This is a genomic window from Frankia sp. R82 (assembly GCF_023716925.1).
In the GTDB taxonomy this organism is placed as follows: Bacteria; Actinomycetota; Actinomycetes; order Frankiales; family Frankiaceae; genus Frankia.
In genome coordinates, this window is sequence record NZ_JAMQQG010000095.1 from 1 (window position 1) to 17,205 (window position 17,205).

The following is a 17,205-nucleotide window of genomic DNA, read 5'->3' on the forward strand; positions in this document are numbered from 1 at the left end:
GCCGCGGCCCGGGCGGGTGTGCGCACCGGCGGCGCGGGCCGCTGGCTGGCCGGGCACCGCCGCCTCACCAGCGGGGTGGTCATCGGGGCGGGGGTGCTGGCGCTGGTGCTGTGGAACTGTCCGACCCCGGCCTCGGTCGCCCTCGTCCTGCTGGTGGTCGTGGTCGTCCTGGCCGCGCTGGATGTTCTTGCCGCCGCCGGCACCGCCCAATCCGGGCCCGCACGTTCCGACGACGGGGGGCTCACCGCCACGCCAGGGCCGCTCGGGTGAGGCTCAGGCCGGGGAGCGGCCGGCCGCGATCCGGATCAGGGCGGGGAACATCCCCCACAGACCCGGCCGCGCGGGTGGGACCCCCGGTGCGTGCACCGGGATCCGCACGGGCACCGCCGCCGGAAGCGAGCGCAGCTCCAGCGGTGGCGGCAGGCACAGCGCCTCCCCGTCCACGCCGACGCTGACCGGTCGCGCGGAGTCGATCCGCAGGGTGGGGCTGGTCCACTGGCGGAAACCACGGAACCGACTGATGGCGCCCATGGACTCGAGCGCGACGAGGGCGGGCAGATCACGGGCGCGATCGACGCACAACGTGACCACCCCGAGCCGGCCACTGTCGAGCCGGGGCCGGATGCCGAAACCACCGAGGCTGTGCAGCTGGTAGGCGTTGTTGGACACGAGCAGGACGTCCGCGGTCGAGCCGGCGTGGCCGTCCGGGCCGGTGAAGCTGAGATCCGGCGCAGCGCGGTCCACCCCCAGCAGGTCGGGCAGCCTCGCGGCCGCCGTTCCCGCCTTGGCGTCCCGGTAGCGCTCGGACTGCACGATGTCGGCGTAGACGCCCAGCGAGACGTTGTTGACGAACACCCGGTCGCCGAGCTGACCGAGGTCGACGCGCTGCTCGACCGCGGGCCCGAACGCGTCGAGCGCCCCCACCACATCCCTGCGGTCAAGACCGAGATCAAGGGCGAAATGGTTGCGGGTACCGGCCGGAACGCAGACGAACGCCATCCCACGCCGGCGCGCCACGTCCGCGACGACCGCCTGCGAGCCGTCGCCACCCGCCATGCCCACCACGTCGGCTCCGCGGTCGGCGGCGTCCTCGGCGAGCGAACGCAGATCAGCGCGCCCCGTGAGGGTGACGACCTCGATCCCGCGCCGGACGGCCGCCTGGGCGAGCTGGTGGCGCTCGGCCGCGCCACCACCGGAACGCGGGTTCACCAGCAGCACGCCGTGCCGGGCGGCTCCCACCCGGTGCCCCTGTGGTCGGTGTCGGCCGAAGGCGCCGCGCGCCGCGATTCCCGACGTGACGAGCAGGCACACGGTGACCAGCAGGGTGGCCAGTCCGATCACCCCCGCGAAGGCGATCAGGGCGCCGAGGGTGCAGACCGCCAGCACGGCCGCGCCCAGGCGGCGCAACCCCCGTCCGACCAGCGCCGCCCAGGCCGCCATCAACGTGATCGTCACGGCGGCGGCCGAAACCGGCAGGGCGATCGGCCGGTCGACCAGCCGGGCGATCAGGACGACGACCACCGCGGCGAAGGCCAGCAACGCCACCGAGGCCGCCACCCGCCGGGACCAGGACACCGGCACTCCCGCACCCCGCTCCGGCCGGCGAACCATCCGGGAACGCATAATCGCTCATCCCTCCGCGCTGCGCCGAGAATCTCCTCTTCACCCCGTGCTGACATTGACCGACCCACCGTCCCATCCGGGACCCGAGCCAGCAACTCGATCAGGAGCGGAAAACAAACCCGATATGGGGAAAGAAAACGGAAGGTACCCATCGGCTGGCGCCCTCCCGGGCCGGACGGACACATCTGGTCGAGGACGGCGATGGGCCGCTGGTCCTGCTGGTGCACGGGTTCCCGGAGTCCTGGCACTCCCGGCGGCGACAGCTCCGACGCCGGCCGACACCGGGTACCGCGCGATCGCGATCGAGCGGGCCGACCTGGAACACACCGGGATCGCCACTGTTCGCAGTTATGGTGAGGCACCGGCGGTCAGGTTGAGGCACTCGGCGCTGAGGTTGAGATCGTGGCGAAGTTCGGTGACGAGACCATCAAAGTCGCCTGACTCTGGAGACCCCGAACCGCATCTGTTGCCGGCTCCAGCCCTCGGCATGGTCGTAGCGTGAGCCTCGGAATCGTCGAGCCGCCCGCTGGGCCGCGCAGGGCGTGGCGGGCGACGGAGGAGCGTTGATGGGGTTCTACGAGGATCAGATGCTTCCGCGGATCATCGATGTCGCGCTTGGGCGGGTGGTGGAAGCGGAGCGGGCCCGGGTGACCGCCGGGCTGCGCGGGGACGTGCTCGAGATCGGCTTCGGCTCAGGTCGCAACCTGGCGCATCTGCCGGCCCAGGTCAGCCGGCTGCTGGTGGTCGAACCGGCGGCGACCGGCCTACGGCTGGCGCAGCGGCGGATCGCCGCGGCCGCCGTGCCCGTCGACGTCGTCGGACGCGATGGGCAGCGGTTGGAGCTGGCCGACGCCTCGGTCGACCATGTGCTGGTCACCTGGACGTTGTGCACCATCCCCGACGTCGACCAGGCGCTGCGGGAGGCCCGTCGCGTCCTGCGCCCCGGGGGCACGCTGCATTTCACCGAGCACGGCCGCTCCCCCCGGGCGCGGGTCGCCCGCTGGCAGGACCGGCTCACCCCCGCCTGGGGCCGGATCTTCGGTGGCTGTCACCTCAACCGGCCCATCGACGAGCTGGTCACCAACGCCGGCCTGACGCTGCAGCGCCTCGACCACTACCGGGTGGGCCCCGAGTTCATCGGCTACGGCTACGAAGGTAGCGCGGCAAAACCCGAATGAGGCTGGCCACGCCACGCCACGCGGCGGGCTCAGGCGGCGGGATCGAGGACGACCTTGGTCCAGCCCGTCTCGCGGCGGTCGAAGGCCAGATAGGCGTCGATGGCGGACGACACGGGCTGATGCTGGGTGATGACCTGGGCCGGGTCGACCGTTCCCGCCGTCACCTTCGACAGCAGCTCCGGAATGTACCGGCGGTGGTCGCAGATGCCGAGTTTGATCGTCAGGTTGCGGTTGAGTGCCACCCCGATCGGATAGGCGTTCAGGGTCGGCGGGTAGAGGCCGACGACACCGATCGAGCCGGCCTTGGCCACCGCCTCCACCGACCAGTGCGCTGCCTGCGACGGTGCGTTGCCGGGCACCCAGGTGTCACCGACCGGCCGGGCTCCGCCCGCGGTGGCGGCCTCCCGTTCGGCCTCGAACGCCCGGGTCTCCTCGGCGTCCGGCACCGCCGGCCCGGACGATGCCCGCTGGGCGTCGACGCCGACCGCGTCGATCACCCGGTCCACCCCGATGCCCCGGGTCATCTCGAGGATGATCGCGACCGGGTCCTCCTCGTTGAAGTCGACGATCTCGGCATGCAGCGCACGGGCGCCCTCCAGTCGGGAGACGATGTCGTCGACCGCGATGACCCGCCCGGCGCCCTGCTGGAACGCGGACAGGACCGCGAACTGGCCGACGGGGCCGGCCCCGAACACCGCGACCGTGTCCCCCGGGGTGACCTCGGCCAGCTTCGCTCCGTACCACCCGGTGGGATAGATGTCGGACAGCATGATCGCCTGATCGTCGGACACCGAGTCCGGCAGCGGCACCAGCCCGACGTTCGCGTAGGGCACCCGGGCGAACTCCGCCTGCAGGCCGTCGAACGGGCCGGTGTCCACCGGGCCGCCGAAGAACGCCGCCCCCGCCCGGGAACCGCGCGGGTTGGCGTGGTCGCACTGCGAGTAGTAGCCGTCGCGGCAGTAGGAGCAGCACCCACAGCCGATCGTCGAAGGAATGATCACCCGGTCGCCGGGCCGCAGGTTACGGACATACGGCCCGACCTCCTCGACGACACCTACCCCTTCGTGCCCCAGGATCGTGCCCTCCCGCATGCCCGGCATCGTCCCGCGCACCATGTGCAGATCCGTCCCGCACACCGCGCTGCTGGTCAGGCGGACGATCGCGTCCGTCGGCTCGGTGAGCTTCGGCTCGGGCACATCCTCAAGCCGGATATCCGCCGATCCGTGATAGACAACCGCCTTCATCTGCCGTCTCCTCTCCCTCGGGTCCATCCCCCGCCCCGCCAGGACGAACGGGCACAGTCCCTCACGCCATACCCGACCTGGGCCAGATCACCCGAAGCAGAGAATTCTTTTTGGCCATTTCCGGCCGGATCTACGGAGAATTTCCCGTGATCCTCCACAATGTAAATATCGATAAGGGCCGTCCACGGATACAGCAACCCAAGATCAGGCCAAGGCGCTTGTCACGGCGGGCGACGAACGGCGAGACAGGCGCTACGGGTGATGGGTCCGGAGATCGACGAGTGAAACGGCCAGGGGAGCGAAGTCGGACTCGTTGCGGGTGACGGGCGTGCGGCTGTGAACCCGAGCAGTGGCAGCGATCAGGGCATCGTGGGCCGGGCGCCGGTCCGGCTCAGGTGGCCGCGCCGCGGCGCACACGGGGCGCGTGGAGCACACCTGTCCGCGGCGGCAGGCGGTACCCGGACTGACGCCCGATCGGATGATCAGCAGTTCACCAGAGTTATCGGGTGGCCGGCGGGGCTGGTCGTGGTGGTGATCGTGGTGCGCTCGTCGATGGGCGGCGCGGTGGGGCGCTGGTCGAAGATCATGAGGGTGCCGGTGGACAGGTGGAGGCGGTCGAGATAGAGATCGAGCTGTGTGAGGCCGGCCTTCAGAGGGTTGCCCCTGCCCTGGCGCCAGACCTTGAGCTCGACGGCCTCGCGCTGCTCGTGCTGTTCGCCGGCGGGGGTGGTGTAGGGCCAGCGGACGTGCAGGTCGATGCGGCCGGAGCCGACGGCGAACTCCCTTTCGACGTGGCCACCGCCGTTCACGACACGCTGGAGATAGCCCATGAAGATGAGCTGAGGGGCGGCCTCGTCGTAGTAGCCGCGGCGGGTGAGGAACTCTCCGTTCTCCATCCACCAGTCGGCGAACTCGGCCAGCACCTTCGGGAAGTCGAACGAGTTGTCGGGACGGATGAACGAGCGCGGGTTGGCGGCCACGCTTTCCTGGATGCTGCTCGACAGGACTCGCGCGATCACCTCCCGGTAGATCGGGTTCGCGATCCGGACCGGCGGGCTGGACGCGATCAGACCGAGGTCGCGCGCATAGGCGACGTCATCGTCGTAGGGCTCCAGCGGCAGCGAGCCACCGGCGAGCACCGGGCTCAGAATCCGCTGTACCCGGGGCTCGACGAGCTTCGACGCGAGCGAGTCCAGGTGGGTGGCCCGGGCCAGGATCAGCCGTTCCTTCGCCTCGTCCAGAAGCCTTACCGTGATTACCTCAGACGTTGGTACCGCGATCTCCTCGACGACCTCGCGAGCCAGGGCGTTCACCAGCCAGGGCTGGCCACCTGTCAGCTCGTAGGCTCGGGCCAGTGCTGCCGGCGTGAACTCCTGGCCCGTTTCGGCCGTGTGCTGGCCGTAGAGCTCGGTCACCTCATCCGGACTGAAATCCCCCAGCCGCAGCGACTTCACCTTGACGTTGAACGGGCTGGCCGTCCCGAGCCGCGACGGGTCGCCACCGGCGAGAGCCTTGTACTCCCGGACATCACGCAGGCCGCAGAGCACAACCGAAGCGGGAAAGTCCCGCGGTCGGTCGGGAAAGCCCGCGCGTAGCTGGCGGAGCACGCTGATGAGACCCTGTCCACGGATCGCGTCGATCTCGTCGAAGAACAGCACCAGTGGCCGCGGGCAGGCCTGGGCCCATGCCCGCAGGGCCGCCGACAGCTGGGAGCCCTGCGGCGCCGCGGGCCAGGCCGGCGGGCGTAGCTCCACCGGAAGGTTGTCCTCGGCACGGACCCGGATCTGGAACAGAATGTCGCGGGCTGCCGCGTCGTAGTCATCTCCCGCGGCCTCGGCCGTCTCGCAGGAGAAGTGCAGCGCGGCATACTGGCCCCGGGCCGTCAGCTCGTGCGCGAGCGCCCGCAGCGCCGTCGTCTTGCCCGTCTGCCGGGGGGCGTGCACGACAAAGAACGCCTCCTGGGCCACCAGGCCAGGCGCCTCCGGCAGCCGTGACAACGCCGGGATCATGTAGTGACGGACCGGATCGCACGGACCAGCGGTGTTGAACCGGCGTGCCATGCGGATGTCTCCCTCCGCGGGCCAGCGGAACCGCGCATGCTCCGCGCACCACCCTACGCGTGATCGATGATCTGGCCGGCGCAGCCCGCGCTCAGACCGATCTCCCGTATCCGGTTCCGGAACCGCACGAGCGGGTTGACGAGCCTGATCCTGAGACCACGTGGCTCCTCGACGAGGCCTTCGACGATCTTGCTGCGGGTCGGTCGGTGATCTGTCCGGCCGAAGCCCCGTTCGACGCGCTCCTCGCCGAACTCGCCGCGGAACCGCACACGAAGGCGAGTCGACGGCCACCGCAAGCAGATCGCCGCGCCGGTGCCGTCCGGGACGCCGCGCCGATGCCGAAAGTGCGGGATCAGCCCGCTGGGGTAGCGCCGCAACGGGCGACGAGCAGGCGGGCCGGCCGTCGAGATACCGGCGCCTGGTGCCGTGACCCGCTGTTTCCACCCGCAGAGTATCGCTCGATGATCGTGGACCTTTACTGGCAGTTCTCGCACCGGCCGTTGAGCGGGAGTTCCATGCGGCAGGGGGAGCAGAGTTTCGGGGCCGGGGCCGGGGCCGGGGCCGGGGGCTGGGCGCGGCTCGGACGGTCGCGACGGACGGTGACCTGCCGGGTGAGTGCCGGACGGCCGCCGTCGGCCGGGAGGACGGCGCTGAAGTCGCGGTGGCAGGCGAGGCCGTCGCCCTGTGAGGTCCGACGAGGAACGTTTCCGCAATATCGTCAAACATGCAGAATTGATCAGCGCGCACCTCCCCGCCTCACGCGAGGAGCTCGACAAGGACGTCGTTCTGTCCGCCGCGCTGATCAGATGAATGAGAATCATCGGGGAAGCCGCAGCGCGGCTGTCGGATTCCTTGCACCGCGCAGGGCGACCGCGCATGGCCTGCGACACAGCAACGCGGGCATCCAGCCCCCGAGGGCGCCGGCATCACCCTGGTGTCCAAGCGCCTGGGCCACGCGCCGCCAGCACGTCCGGCCCACCGAAGGCATGATCCGCAGCGTACCGTGGGATCGTGGACCCGTTGCGTGCCTTCCAGACCGCCGACGACGCCGCCGCCGTCGCGGCTGGCATGCTCTCGGTCGATTCCCGGCTCCAGGACGTTTGGCGGCACGCTGTCATCCAGCTCCTCGACGACTACACCAGCGTCCTTCGCCACCAGGGTATGGAAGCGGCGCAGGCAATGTGGTCGAACCAGCCGCGGCCATCCGGTGACCGGCGCGTGGACGCGGCGTTCGCCGCACTCGGGGAACACCTCGCTCGTCGTGACGGCTGGCCTGCCCCCCGTTGGGTGCGCGATCCCGCCCTCGAAGCCGTGCCCTGGTGGTTCGTTACCGCCTTGCGGGGCCTGCATCCTCGAGCACTGGTCGAGTCCCCGCTGTCCTTTCGCAAACGCGGCATCTTCATTACCCGCGGCGCGCTCCAGCGAGCATGACATGACCACTCCGGGTCTCGGCCGTGCCTCCATCACCGGCCTGCTCCAAGAGCTCAACGACGAACTGGGACGGCGCGGTGCCAAAGCCGACCTGTTCCTCGTCGGCGGCGCTGCCCTGGCCCTCGCCTACGACGCGACCCGCTCCACCCGCGACCTTGATGCGATCTTCCTCCCGACTGACGTCGTCCGAGCCGCCGCCTCCGTCCTCGCCGAACGCCACGCCCTTCCCGCCGACTGGCTCAACGACGCGGTGAAGGGCTTCCTACCTGGTCCGGATCCGGCCGCAACCCGATACTTCGAGGCCGATCATCTTACCGTCGACGTTGCTTCGGCCGAATATCTGCTCGCCATGAAGCTGTTCGCGTCCCGTGTGGAAACAGACGCCGAGGACATCGCCTTTCTCTACGGCACACTTGGCTACACCACCGTCGACGAAGGACTCGATCTCGTCCAGTCGGTCTACGGCGGCCGGCCGATCGACGCGAAGGTTAAGTTCCTCCTCGAAGAAGTCGTCGACTCTCTCCACCACCCCGGCAGCCCCACAGACCGTCGCTGACGATTCCGTCCGGCCTGAATACAGGGCGAGCGCCCAGCGTTGACGTCATCACGGCCGCGGTCGACCGCCTGGCATCCGACGGTCCGGCGTCGGTCGCCCACGGGTCTACAGCACCAAAGGCTCGAAGATCGCTGATATGAAGGAGCTCCGGGCAATGGCGGCGACAGTACGAGGTGAGCGTCCCGCCGGCCGAGCAGCGCTGCCAACGGTGATTGGACGGCAGCCCGACCTCATCGCAGTCACGCAGCGCCGTGGGCCTCCGCCATGCTGACGAGTTCCGGGCCAGCTCCCTGGGTACCGGCCAGCGCGACAAGCGCCTCGTCGAGCAGACGCCGGATGACCGAGTTCAGGGCACTCACTGTCAATCTTTGTCCTGTCAATCTTTGTCGCGGCCCTCTGGATCGCGGCGGACAGCCTCTTGGCCGAGTCGATTTTCACCAGAAGATTGAGTGCTTCAGCAATCTTCTCCTCGGCCATGGCTATCTGGTGTACGCCCTCGCCGCTCGCTGTCGTGGTGGCGGTTGCCCGCAGGAGCATGACCACGGTGCGCAGGAGGTCTGGTGCGTCGCTATCTGGGTCGAAGGCCCGAACGAGCCGCTGGCCGCCGTTCTGGTCGATGTGGTGCAGACGCGAGCGATGCTGAGCGATGCAACGACGTCCCGGTCGCGCTCCGCCTCGCCGAAGTAGTCGGTCCAGCCTGCGCGGGCCGAGTCGGTCATCTCGATGACGACTCGAGCGGCGCCATCGTTCGCGCTCAGCACACCGTCACCCTTCTTGCAGCGAGGCAAGTGATCCGTGGTCGTGCTGGTGTCGGTGCAGTCGTCGCCGAAACCTGCGGCAATGCCCAGCTCACCGCGGCCGAAATGATCGCCGAGCTCATCGAACTGGCTAAGGAAGTCGCCGCAGAGGGCGGCCGCGGCCAGCGCTTCAGCCCACCCTTGTCCCACGACGAGCTGGCGTTCTACGATATGGTTAGTATCAACGAGTCGGTTGTCCAGGTCCAGGGCGACGACGTACTGGCCCAGATCGCACGCGAGCTGGTGGGGGGTTATGCGTCGCGACGTCAAGACTGACTGGACAGTTCGGGACGACGTGCACGCAGTCCGTCAAGCGGCTGCTCGTGAAGTACAAGTATCCGCCCGAAAAGCAGCCCGAAGCTGTCCGGCTAGTGATCGGGCAGATGGAAGCCATGGCGCCCAGATACGTGGCGCAAGCCAAGTGACGCCTGCCCGATGTAAATTTCCCACCCTAGGCCGACGCACTCCACCTTCAGAAGGGATTGCGAATGAATACTCGTGACACCGATTCGACAGAAAATTGCCCGGGAACCGGGCAGCGCGGTCACCTGGATTTCAGTGCGCCAGGCGACGACTGGTACGTCAAGTGCCCGGCTTGTGGGACAAGGTGGGCGGGTGGAAGCGAGACGGTCCTTCCACACAAGGACCGGCGGACTCGCTGACACTCGCACAACAGACGCAGAGTTCCGCTCACTGTTGTCGCGTCGGCGTTCTTCACCTCGGAGGTCAAGGGTGGGAGTTCTGCTTCGACAGCCCCGAGATCGGTCTCGGCCGTCGCCGACCAATATGAATCGAAGATATTGCTAGTTGATTGGGGACAGCGACCTTGACCATCGTCCAGCACATTTCCATGCGAGTCCCATGGCGAGACCGACCGTGGGACGACAAGGTCTGCGACAGCCCCCTCGACAACAGCTCATGTCTGCTGCTCACGAACATTGGCGGCAGACGGCGAGATGACTGGGAGACAGGCGTCGCAGGCAGGTCATTCACCGATCTTCATCAGTACGACCGGCTGCCGTGCCTGTCGGAGCGCGGCACCTTCATGTCCTCTCACGGGTATGTCTTGAAAAAAGAGCACCCGTACCGGTTCAACAGGGCTCTGAGTGGACACCTCGAACCGACAAAGGTCTCGGTGCCACCGTACTCTTTCGAGGCGGTACCTTTCCGCTGGCTAAGTCGCGAGACCGTCGATACCGAACTCTGGCAGGACGCCGACGAGTATCGTCCTGAGCGTGAGGACTCCGTCCGCAAACTGCTGGGGTTCACCCCAGGGTGGGTGATGGATGGGCGCAATCAGCGGGCCCTCATGGACCGCTTCTTCGAGAATGTCGTCGCCGGCGAGAGCCTGGTCCTGATCTATCTCAAGCACTCACCCCTGCAGGAGGAATCGGCCCGGCGGCTGCTCGTTGGTGCCGCCACAGTGACGGCCGTGACCGCCCCACCGATGTGGAACCAGTCGGGCCGACAGCCCTTTGACTCCGCCATGTGGGAGACGCTCGTCAGCCACAGCCTTCGCGCCGACCAGAAGAACGGGATCCTGCTGCCTTATCAGGCGCTGATCCCGCTGTTGGAGGCCGGAAAGGATGTGAGCGGCGCTTTGGCATGGGCCCCCGATGACGCAACCGCGGAGTTCTCCTACGTCACCGAGCACGTCTCCGACGACACCGCGATTGCCGCGCTCAACTCTCTGCGGGCCGCCGCCGACGGTATGACCGCGCTTGGCATTGCGGTATCTCCCGCTGCCGTGGTGTGGGCCGATCGGCAGATCGAGCGGTTGTGGCAGCTGCGAGGCCCGGCTCCGGGCCTCGCAGCTGTGCTTGGATATCTCGGTGTTGAGTCCGCTCACCGGGTCGTGCGACGGCTGATCGACGAGCCTGACTGGAACCAGGACCCATGGGGCCTGGTCGAGCGGGCACTCGACCGGCGCGACCCCTTGGGCGCGGAGCTCCGCCTCCCGGCATCCATCGGGCTCACCTGGCGGGGACTGTCGGCCGACGAACAGACCGCGCTGATGATCGTCTCCGCGATGGACGTCGACCGTGAGCAGGTCGCCGATCTGATGGATGGGCGCTCCACCTGGCAGATCTCCGCGGCGGATCTGGTGGAGAATCCGTACTGCGCTGCCACCTGTACATACCGGTCGCGTCACCCGATCGCGCTGGTCACCGTCGATCAGGCCTGCTTTCCGGCCGAGCACGTCCCGTGGGTCGAGCTGGTCGACACCCTGATTGGCCTGGACGACCCCGGAGACCCACGACGGCTCGAAGCGCTGATCGTTGAGGTCCTGGAGCGACTCGCCGAGGAAGGCGACACGCTCGTGAGCGAGCCGCAGGTGCTGACCGCCGCAGCGGCCATCCCGCTGACCCGGCCATGTCCGATCTCACGCTCGCTGCTGGTGGCGCACAAGCTCGACCCGGCACAGCTCGCCGACTACCAGCGGTGGACGCCGCTGGTGGCGGCCGAGCTCGAGGGCAGGCTGCCCGCGTACAAGCTGTTGCACCTCCACGAGGTCGGTCTGGATATTTCCGACGCCATGCAGGCACGGCGCAAGGCCCGTCGCTTCGACGTTCCCTTCGATCCTCGCGCGTCCATCGATGCCGCTTTCGGCGCGGCGGACCCTTCGGACGCAGAGGAGGAACTGGCCCGCGTCGAGAAGGCGACTGGGCTTGGCGAACTCTTCGCCGCGCGGCTCTCGGTCCTGGTAGGCCCAGCGGGCACGGGCAAGACGTCTCTGCTCAAGACGCTGGTCGCACGTCCCGAGATCGCTCAGGACGGGATCCTGCTACTCGCGCCCACCGGCAAGGCTCGGGTCCAGCTACAGACCAAGGTCGATCACGAGGCGCAGACCCTCGCGAGCTTCCTCGTCAAGAAGAGCGGCTACGATCCCGGCACCGGGCGGTACCTGACCGTGGGCAAGTCGAAGCGCTCCCGTTTCGGCCTCGTCGTGATCGACGAGGCGTCGATGCTGACCGAGGAGATGCTGGCCGCTACACTGAGCGCGCTGCAGGGTGTGAAACGGCTCATCCTGGTAGGTGATCACCGGCAGCTGCCGCCAATCGGTGCCGGTCGCCCCTTCGTGGATATAGTCGAATGGCTCAAGCCCGATGGGTTCACCGATCCGGTGAAGGTTGCGCCGGGCTATGTGGAGCTCACGGTGTTCCGACGTCAGAAGAGCGAGGACGGCGAGCGGCACGATCTGGCGCTTGCGCGCTGGTTTGGCGGTGAGGATCTTCCCGGAGCGGCCGACGAGATCTGGCATCAGATCCGCCTCGGGACGCCGTCCGACACCCTGGCCTACCGGCAGTGGGGCGATACTGGCATCGCCGCGACCCTCCTGGCTGCAATCGAGGACGAACTCGGTCTTATCGATGCCACAGCGCCGGAGAATGATTTCAAGCTCACCTATGGTGGGCGGGTCTCGTCGGACGGGAAGTGGATCGATTGGCCCCGCGGCCCCCATGGAGCGGGTGATCGCTGCGAGGAATGGCAGATTCTGTCACCAACGCGTTCGCGTGTTTTCGGAACCACGGAGCTCAACCGACTACTCAAACAAAAGTACCGGGTCGGAGACTTGGAATGGGCGCAGAAACGGTACGGATATCGGCCCCCGAAGCCGCTTGGACCCGAACAGATCGTACTCGGTGACAAGGTCATGCAGACCCGCAACAACAGTAGGGCCAAGGCCTGGCCCGACGGTGCTGGACTCGACTACATCGCGAATGGTGAGATCGGCGTGGTGGTCGGCCGGGCGAGCACGTCGCCCAAGTACGCCAACGTCGAGTTCTCCTCGCAGATCGGGGCGACATATGGTTATCTGCAGTCCTCGTCGGAGGACCCGTGGCTGGAACTCGCTTGGGCGGTGACGGTCCACAAGTCGCAGGGCTCCGAGTTCGGGGTCACCTTCCTGGTCCTGCCGGCGCGTGTTGCCGTGAGCCGGGAGTTGCTCTACACCGCGCTGACTCGGCACACGAAGAAGCTCGTGATCCTGCACGAGGGCACGGCGGACGATCTGTTCGCGCTGGCGTCACCAGCGCTTTCGGAAACCGCGCGCCGCATGACCGACCTCTTCCGCAGACCAGCGCCGCGCGAGCTCACCGTCGGCGACGGCATGCGCCGATTCGACGGCAACCTGATCCATGTGGCCCCGGGCGGCGTGCTCGTGCGCAGCAAGAATGAGGTCATCATCGCCTCGATACTGGACGAGATCGTTCCGGATCGGTGGTCCTACGAGCAGCCCCTGACCATCGATGGGGTCACCAAGTACCCCGACTTCACCATCGAAACAGCCTCCGGCGACGAGCTCATCTGGGAGCACCTGGGAATGATGAACAACCCCAGGTACGCCGCCGACTGGGCGGCGAAGAAAGCGTGGTACGTCGCCAACGGGCTCCGTCCCTACGATGAACCCGATGCCGACGGCTCGCGCGGTGTCCTCGTGTGGACCGATGACCGCGGCGGAGTCGACCAGCCCGCGTGGGCCGAAATGGCCAGGCAGGTCATCGGAGTCGCGACCCCGAGAAGAGTCATCAGGAGGGCCGCCGGAAGACAACCGTAATTTTTCGGACGGGACTGCGGATGCGGTCAACCCGATGGCCGCATGCTCGAGTACTCACCGCATACAGCTCACGAATCGATCCAGTTCGTCCGACTACGTCCGCACGCGGCCGATCGGACAACGGATGCCGGACGTACCCTCTCTGCGGGAGTTTCGACGTCAGACATGCCGCCGAGAGGGCATTCAGGCACAACACTGACCGGCGCCCGGTCTGGCCGAAGGTGACCTCGGCCAGACCGGTGGCGAGCCAGATGGTGGTGCGGTCAAGCGGTGGTGCGGGTCAGACGTTGAAGCCGAGGGCGCGGAGCTGGTCTCGGCCGTCGTCGGTGATCTTGTCGGGGCCCCACGGGGGCATCCAGACCCAGTTGATCTTCACGTCGGCGGCGAGGCCGCCGTCGGGGCCGTCGACGAGGGCCGAACGGGTCTGGTCCTCGATGACGTCGGTCAGCGGGCAGGCCGCCGAGGTGAGCGTCATGTCGAGGGTGACGGTGTTGTCGTCGGCGACATGGATGCCGTAGACGAGGCCGAGGTCGACGACGTTGATGCCGAGCTCGGGGTCGACGACGTCGCGCATCGCCTCCTCGATGTCGGCGAACTCGGCGAGGTCCAGGGCCGCCGCCCGCTCGGCGATGGTGCCGTGCTGCTCGGCCTCGGCCGGGGTGGCGGCCTCGGTGGCAACCGTGCCGGCCTCGGCCGCCGCGTCCTGGGTGGAGGTTTCGGTCACCGCTTCGGTCATGGCTTCTCCTGCTCGGGTACGTCGAGGGCGGCGGGGGTCGCCGGTGCCGTGGCCGACACGGCCGCTGCCGCCGCCGCGGCCGCCGCGGGATCGACGGCCTTGGCGGTGGCGTCCTTCCAGGCCATCCAGGACAGCAGGGCGCACTTGACCCGGGCGGGGTACTTGGAGACGCCGGCGAACGCGACCGCGTCCTCGAGCCGGTCCTCGTCACCCTCGGCGGTGCCGCGCGACTGCATCAGCGCCAGGAACTCGCGTTCGAGTTCCAGCGCGTCGTCGACCTTCTTGCCGATCACCAGGTCGCTCATCACGCTCGCCGAGGCCTGGCTGATCGAACAGCCCTCGCTCTCGTATGAGACGTCCTCGACCACGCCGTCGACCACCTTCACCCGCAGGGTGACCTCGTCCCCGCAGGTGGGGTTGACGTGGTGGACCTCGGCGTCGAACGGGTCGCGCAGCCCGCGGTGCAGCGGGTTGCGGTAGTGGTCCAGGATGATCTCCTGGTACATGGAGTCAAGGTTCACGTCGAGAAGAACCTCCGGACCCCGTGCAGACCTTCCACCAGCGCGTCGACCTCAGCGGTCGTCGAGTACAGGTGGAAGGAGGCCCGGGTCGTCGCGGGAATGCCGTAGCGCAGGCAGACCGGCCGCGCGCAGTGGTGGCCGACCCGCACCGCGATGCCACGCTCGTCGAGCAGCTGGCCGACGTCGTGCGGGTGGATGTTGCGCCCGGTGTCGTCGGTGAGGACGAACGAGATCGCCCCACCGCGCGCCTCGGCGGTCGGCGGGCCGATGATCCGCAGGCCGGGCACGCTCGCCAGGGCGTCCAGGGCGTAGGCGGTGATCGCGTGCTCGTGGGCGGCGATCGCCGGCATGCCGAGTGCGCTCAGGTAGTCGACGGCGGCGCCGAGCCCGACGACCTGGCTGATCATCGGGGTGCCGGCCTCGAAGCGGTGCGGCGGCGGGGCGTAGGTGGACCCCTCCATCGTCACGACCTCGATCATCTCGCCGCCGCCGAGGAACGGCGGCATGACCTCGAGCAGCTCGAGGCGGCCCCACAGCACCCCGACACCGGTCGGCCCGCACATCTTGTGGCCGGTGAAGGCGAGGAAGTCCACGCCGAGGGTGGTGACGTCCACCGGCAGGTGCGGCACCGACTGGGAGCCGTCGAGCACGGTCAGCGCGCCGACCTCGCGGGCCCGGGCGACGATGCGCTCGACCGGGTTGAGCGTGCCGAGGATGTTCGACTGGTGCACCATCGAGACGACCTTGGTGCGGTCGTTGATGATGCTGTCGAGGTTGGCCAGGTCGAGGCGACCGTCGTCGGTCAGGCCGATCCAGCGCAGCGTGGCGCCGGTGCGCCGGGCGAGCATCTGCCAGGGCACCAGGTTGGAGTGGTGCTCCATCTCGGTGATGACGATCTCGTCGCCGGAGCCGACCCGGAAGCGGGCGGCCTCGGCACCGGTGGTCTCGGCGTTGCTCATCGCGTAGGCGACCAGGTTGAGCGCCTCGGTCGAGTTCTTGGTGAACACGACCTCGCGGCGGTCGGTGGCGCCGATGAACGCGGCGACCTTGTCGCGGGTCGCCTCGTACAGCGCGGTGGCCTCCTCGGCCAGCACGTGGATGCCGCGGTGCACGTTGGCGTTGTGCCGCTCGTAGTAGGTCCGCTCGGCGTCGAGGACGGCCAGCGGCTTCTGCGAGGTGGCGGCGCTGTCGAGGTAGACCAGCGGCAGGTTGTCGTGCACGGTGCGCGACAGGATCGGGAAGTCCTTGCGCACCTGCTCGACGTCGTAGCCGCTGGCCAGTGCGGCCGGGTGCGGCTCGGTGACGGTCATGACGCCGCTCCAGCCCCCGCCGGTGTCACGATGGCAGCGCCGCCACCCTTGACGTAGCGGTCGTAGCCCCCGTCCTCGAGCACGGCGGCGAGTTCCGGGCCGCCCGAGTCGACGATGCGGCCGGCGGTCATCACGTGGACGAACTCGGGCTTGATGTAGCGCAGGATGCGCGTGTAGTGGGTGATGAGCAGGATGCCCGTCTCCCCCTTCGCGCGCACGGCCTCGATGCCACCGGACACGATGCGCAGCGCGTCGACGTCGAGGCCGGAGTCGGTCTCGTCGAGCACGGCGATCTTCGGCTTGAGCAGCGCCATCTGCAGGATCTCGTGGCGCTTCTTCTCACCGCCGGAGAAGCCCTCGTTGACGCCGCGCTCGGCGAACGCCGGGTCCATCTCCAGGGCTTCCATGGAGGCCTTGACCTCCTTGACCCAGGTACGCAGCTTCGGTGCCTCCCCGCGCACGGCCGTGGCCGAGGAGCGCAGGAAGTTCGACACCGACACCCCGGGGATCTCCACCGGGTACTGCATCGCCAGGAAGATCCCGGCGCGGGCACGGGCGTCGACGCCCATGGTGAGGACGTCCTCACCGTCAAGCGTGATGCTGCCGTCGGTCACGGTGTACTTCGGGTGGCCCGCGATCGAGTAGGACAGGGTCGACTTGCCCGACCCGTTCGGTCCCATGATCGCGTGGGTCTCGCCCTTGCGGACGGTCAGGTCGACCCCGCGCAGGATCTCGCGCGGACCTTCCTCGGTCTCCACCGAGACGTGCAGGTTACGAATCTCCAAGGTCGACACCGCGGTCGTCACCCTCGTTCCGGGCTCGTCTGTGCAACGGCGACGAGCACGTCGTCACCGTCGATGGTCACTGGGTAGGTGGGCACCGGGTCGATCGCCGGCAGGCTCAGCGGCCGGCCGGTGGCCAGCTCGAACTGGGACCCGTGCAGCCAACACTCGATCTTGCCGTCTTCGACCTCACCGGCGGACAGCTGGACGTCGGCGTGCGAGCACTCGTCGCGCAGCGCGTACACGGTGCCGCCGGTGCGCACGACGCACACCGGCACGCCGTCGATCTCGACGCCGAGCGCGGTGTCGTCGGCCAGGTCCGCAAGCGAGCAGACCCGGTGGCGCCCGGGCGCAGCCGAGGTGCCGGCGGGTGGCGCGCTCACGCGCCCGCCCCGGCGACGCCCCCCGC

The 17,205-nt window shown here is 68.5% G+C and carries 13 protein-coding genes and 2 pseudogenes; 7 read left to right on the forward strand and 8 right to left on the reverse strand.

From position 1 onward, the window contains the following. Window positions 1–270 (forward strand): annotated as a pseudogene (locus ND747_RS15505) (hypothetical protein); the annotation flags it as partial. A gap of 3 nt (window positions 271–273) precedes the next feature. Here the strand turns inward: ND747_RS15505 and ND747_RS15510 are convergent. Further along, entirely contained in the window at window positions 274–1,575 is a 1,302-nt protein-coding gene (locus tag ND747_RS15510; RefSeq protein ID WP_251734335.1) for a diacylglycerol kinase family protein, read from the reverse strand. A 614-nt stretch (window positions 1,576–2,189) separates the two neighbouring features. Here ND747_RS15510 and ND747_RS15520 point away from each other — a divergent pair. Beyond that, complete coding sequence (locus tag ND747_RS15520) at window positions 2,190–2,801, forward strand: class I SAM-dependent methyltransferase (RefSeq protein WP_251734336.1); 612 nt, start codon at window positions 2,190–2,192, stop codon at window positions 2,799–2,801. Window positions 2,802–2,830: 29 nt separating this feature from the next. Here ND747_RS15520 and ND747_RS15525 read toward each other — a convergent pair whose 3' ends face one another. Both ND747_RS15525 and ND747_RS15530 read right to left on the reverse strand, forming a co-directional pair. Beyond that, window positions 2,831–4,045, reverse strand: coding sequence for an alcohol dehydrogenase catalytic domain-containing protein (locus tag ND747_RS15525; protein WP_251734337.1), 1,215 nt, complete (start codon window positions 4,043–4,045; stop codon window positions 2,831–2,833). Window positions 4,046–4,527: 482 nt separating this feature from the next. Beyond that, entirely contained in the window at window positions 4,528–6,105 is a 1,578-nt protein-coding gene (locus ND747_RS15530; protein WP_251734338.1) for an AAA family ATPase, read from the reverse strand. A 1,011-nt stretch (window positions 6,106–7,116) separates the two neighbouring features. On the opposite strand from ND747_RS15530, the gene ND747_RS15535 reads away from it, so the two are divergent. From ND747_RS15535 to ND747_RS15555, 5 genes and pseudogenes are all read left to right on the forward strand, one after another. After that, window positions 7,117–7,536, forward strand: a complete 420-nt coding sequence (locus ND747_RS15535; RefSeq protein WP_251734339.1) for a hypothetical protein — start codon at window positions 7,117–7,119, stop codon at window positions 7,534–7,536. Between the two features lies 1 nt (window position 7,537). After that, the gene (locus ND747_RS15540; protein WP_251734340.1) at window positions 7,538–8,092 is read left to right on the forward strand and encodes a DUF6036 family nucleotidyltransferase; all 555 of its coding nucleotides are present in this window, start codon (window positions 7,538–7,540) and stop codon (window positions 8,090–8,092) included. A 336-nt stretch (window positions 8,093–8,428) separates the two neighbouring features. Beyond that, a complete protein-coding gene (locus ND747_RS15545; RefSeq protein WP_251734341.1) occupies window positions 8,429–8,779 on the forward strand; it encodes a hypothetical protein in 351 nt (116 codons plus the stop codon). Between the two features lie 152 nt (window positions 8,780–8,931). Beyond that, window positions 8,932–9,314 (forward strand): annotated as a pseudogene (locus tag ND747_RS30135) (type I restriction enzyme endonuclease domain-containing protein); the annotation flags it as partial. Window positions 9,315–9,715: 401 nt separating this feature from the next. Next, the gene (locus ND747_RS15555) at window positions 9,716–13,447 is read left to right on the forward strand and encodes an ATP-dependent RecD-like DNA helicase (protein ID WP_251734343.1); all 3,732 of its coding nucleotides are present in this window, start codon (window positions 9,716–9,718) and stop codon (window positions 13,445–13,447) included. A 280-nt stretch (window positions 13,448–13,727) separates the two neighbouring features. Here ND747_RS15555 and ND747_RS15560 read toward each other — a convergent pair whose 3' ends face one another. Genes ND747_RS15560 through ND747_RS15580 form a run of 5 tightly spaced genes read right to left on the reverse strand, consistent with a single transcriptional unit; the run spans window position 13,728 to window position 17,179 of the window. Continuing rightward, entirely contained in the window at window positions 13,728–14,183 is a 456-nt protein-coding gene (locus ND747_RS15560) for a metal-sulfur cluster assembly factor (RefSeq protein WP_251734344.1), read from the reverse strand. Beyond that, the gene (sufU, locus tag ND747_RS15565) at window positions 14,180–14,704 is read right to left on the reverse strand and encodes a Fe-S cluster assembly sulfur transfer protein SufU (protein WP_251734345.1); all 525 of its coding nucleotides are present in this window, start codon (window positions 14,702–14,704) and stop codon (window positions 14,180–14,182) included. Before sufU ends, ND747_RS15560 begins: the two co-directional genes overlap by 4 nt. Next, window positions 14,701–16,014: a cysteine desulfurase gene (locus tag ND747_RS15570; RefSeq protein WP_251734346.1), complete on the reverse strand. Its 1,314-nt coding sequence runs from the start codon at window positions 16,012–16,014 to the stop codon at window positions 14,701–14,703. Before ND747_RS15570 ends, sufU begins: the two co-directional genes overlap by 4 nt. Beyond that, window positions 16,011–16,808, reverse strand: coding sequence for a Fe-S cluster assembly ATPase SufC (gene sufC / locus ND747_RS15575; protein ID WP_251734347.1), 798 nt, complete (start codon window positions 16,806–16,808; stop codon window positions 16,011–16,013). The genes ND747_RS15570 and sufC overlap by 4 nt, the downstream gene beginning before the upstream one ends. 8 nt (window positions 16,809–16,816) lie before the next feature. Further along, window positions 16,817–17,179, reverse strand: coding sequence for a non-heme iron oxygenase ferredoxin subunit (locus ND747_RS15580; RefSeq protein WP_251734348.1), 363 nt, complete (start codon window positions 17,177–17,179; stop codon window positions 16,817–16,819). Window positions 17,180–17,205 lie beyond the last annotated feature (26 nt).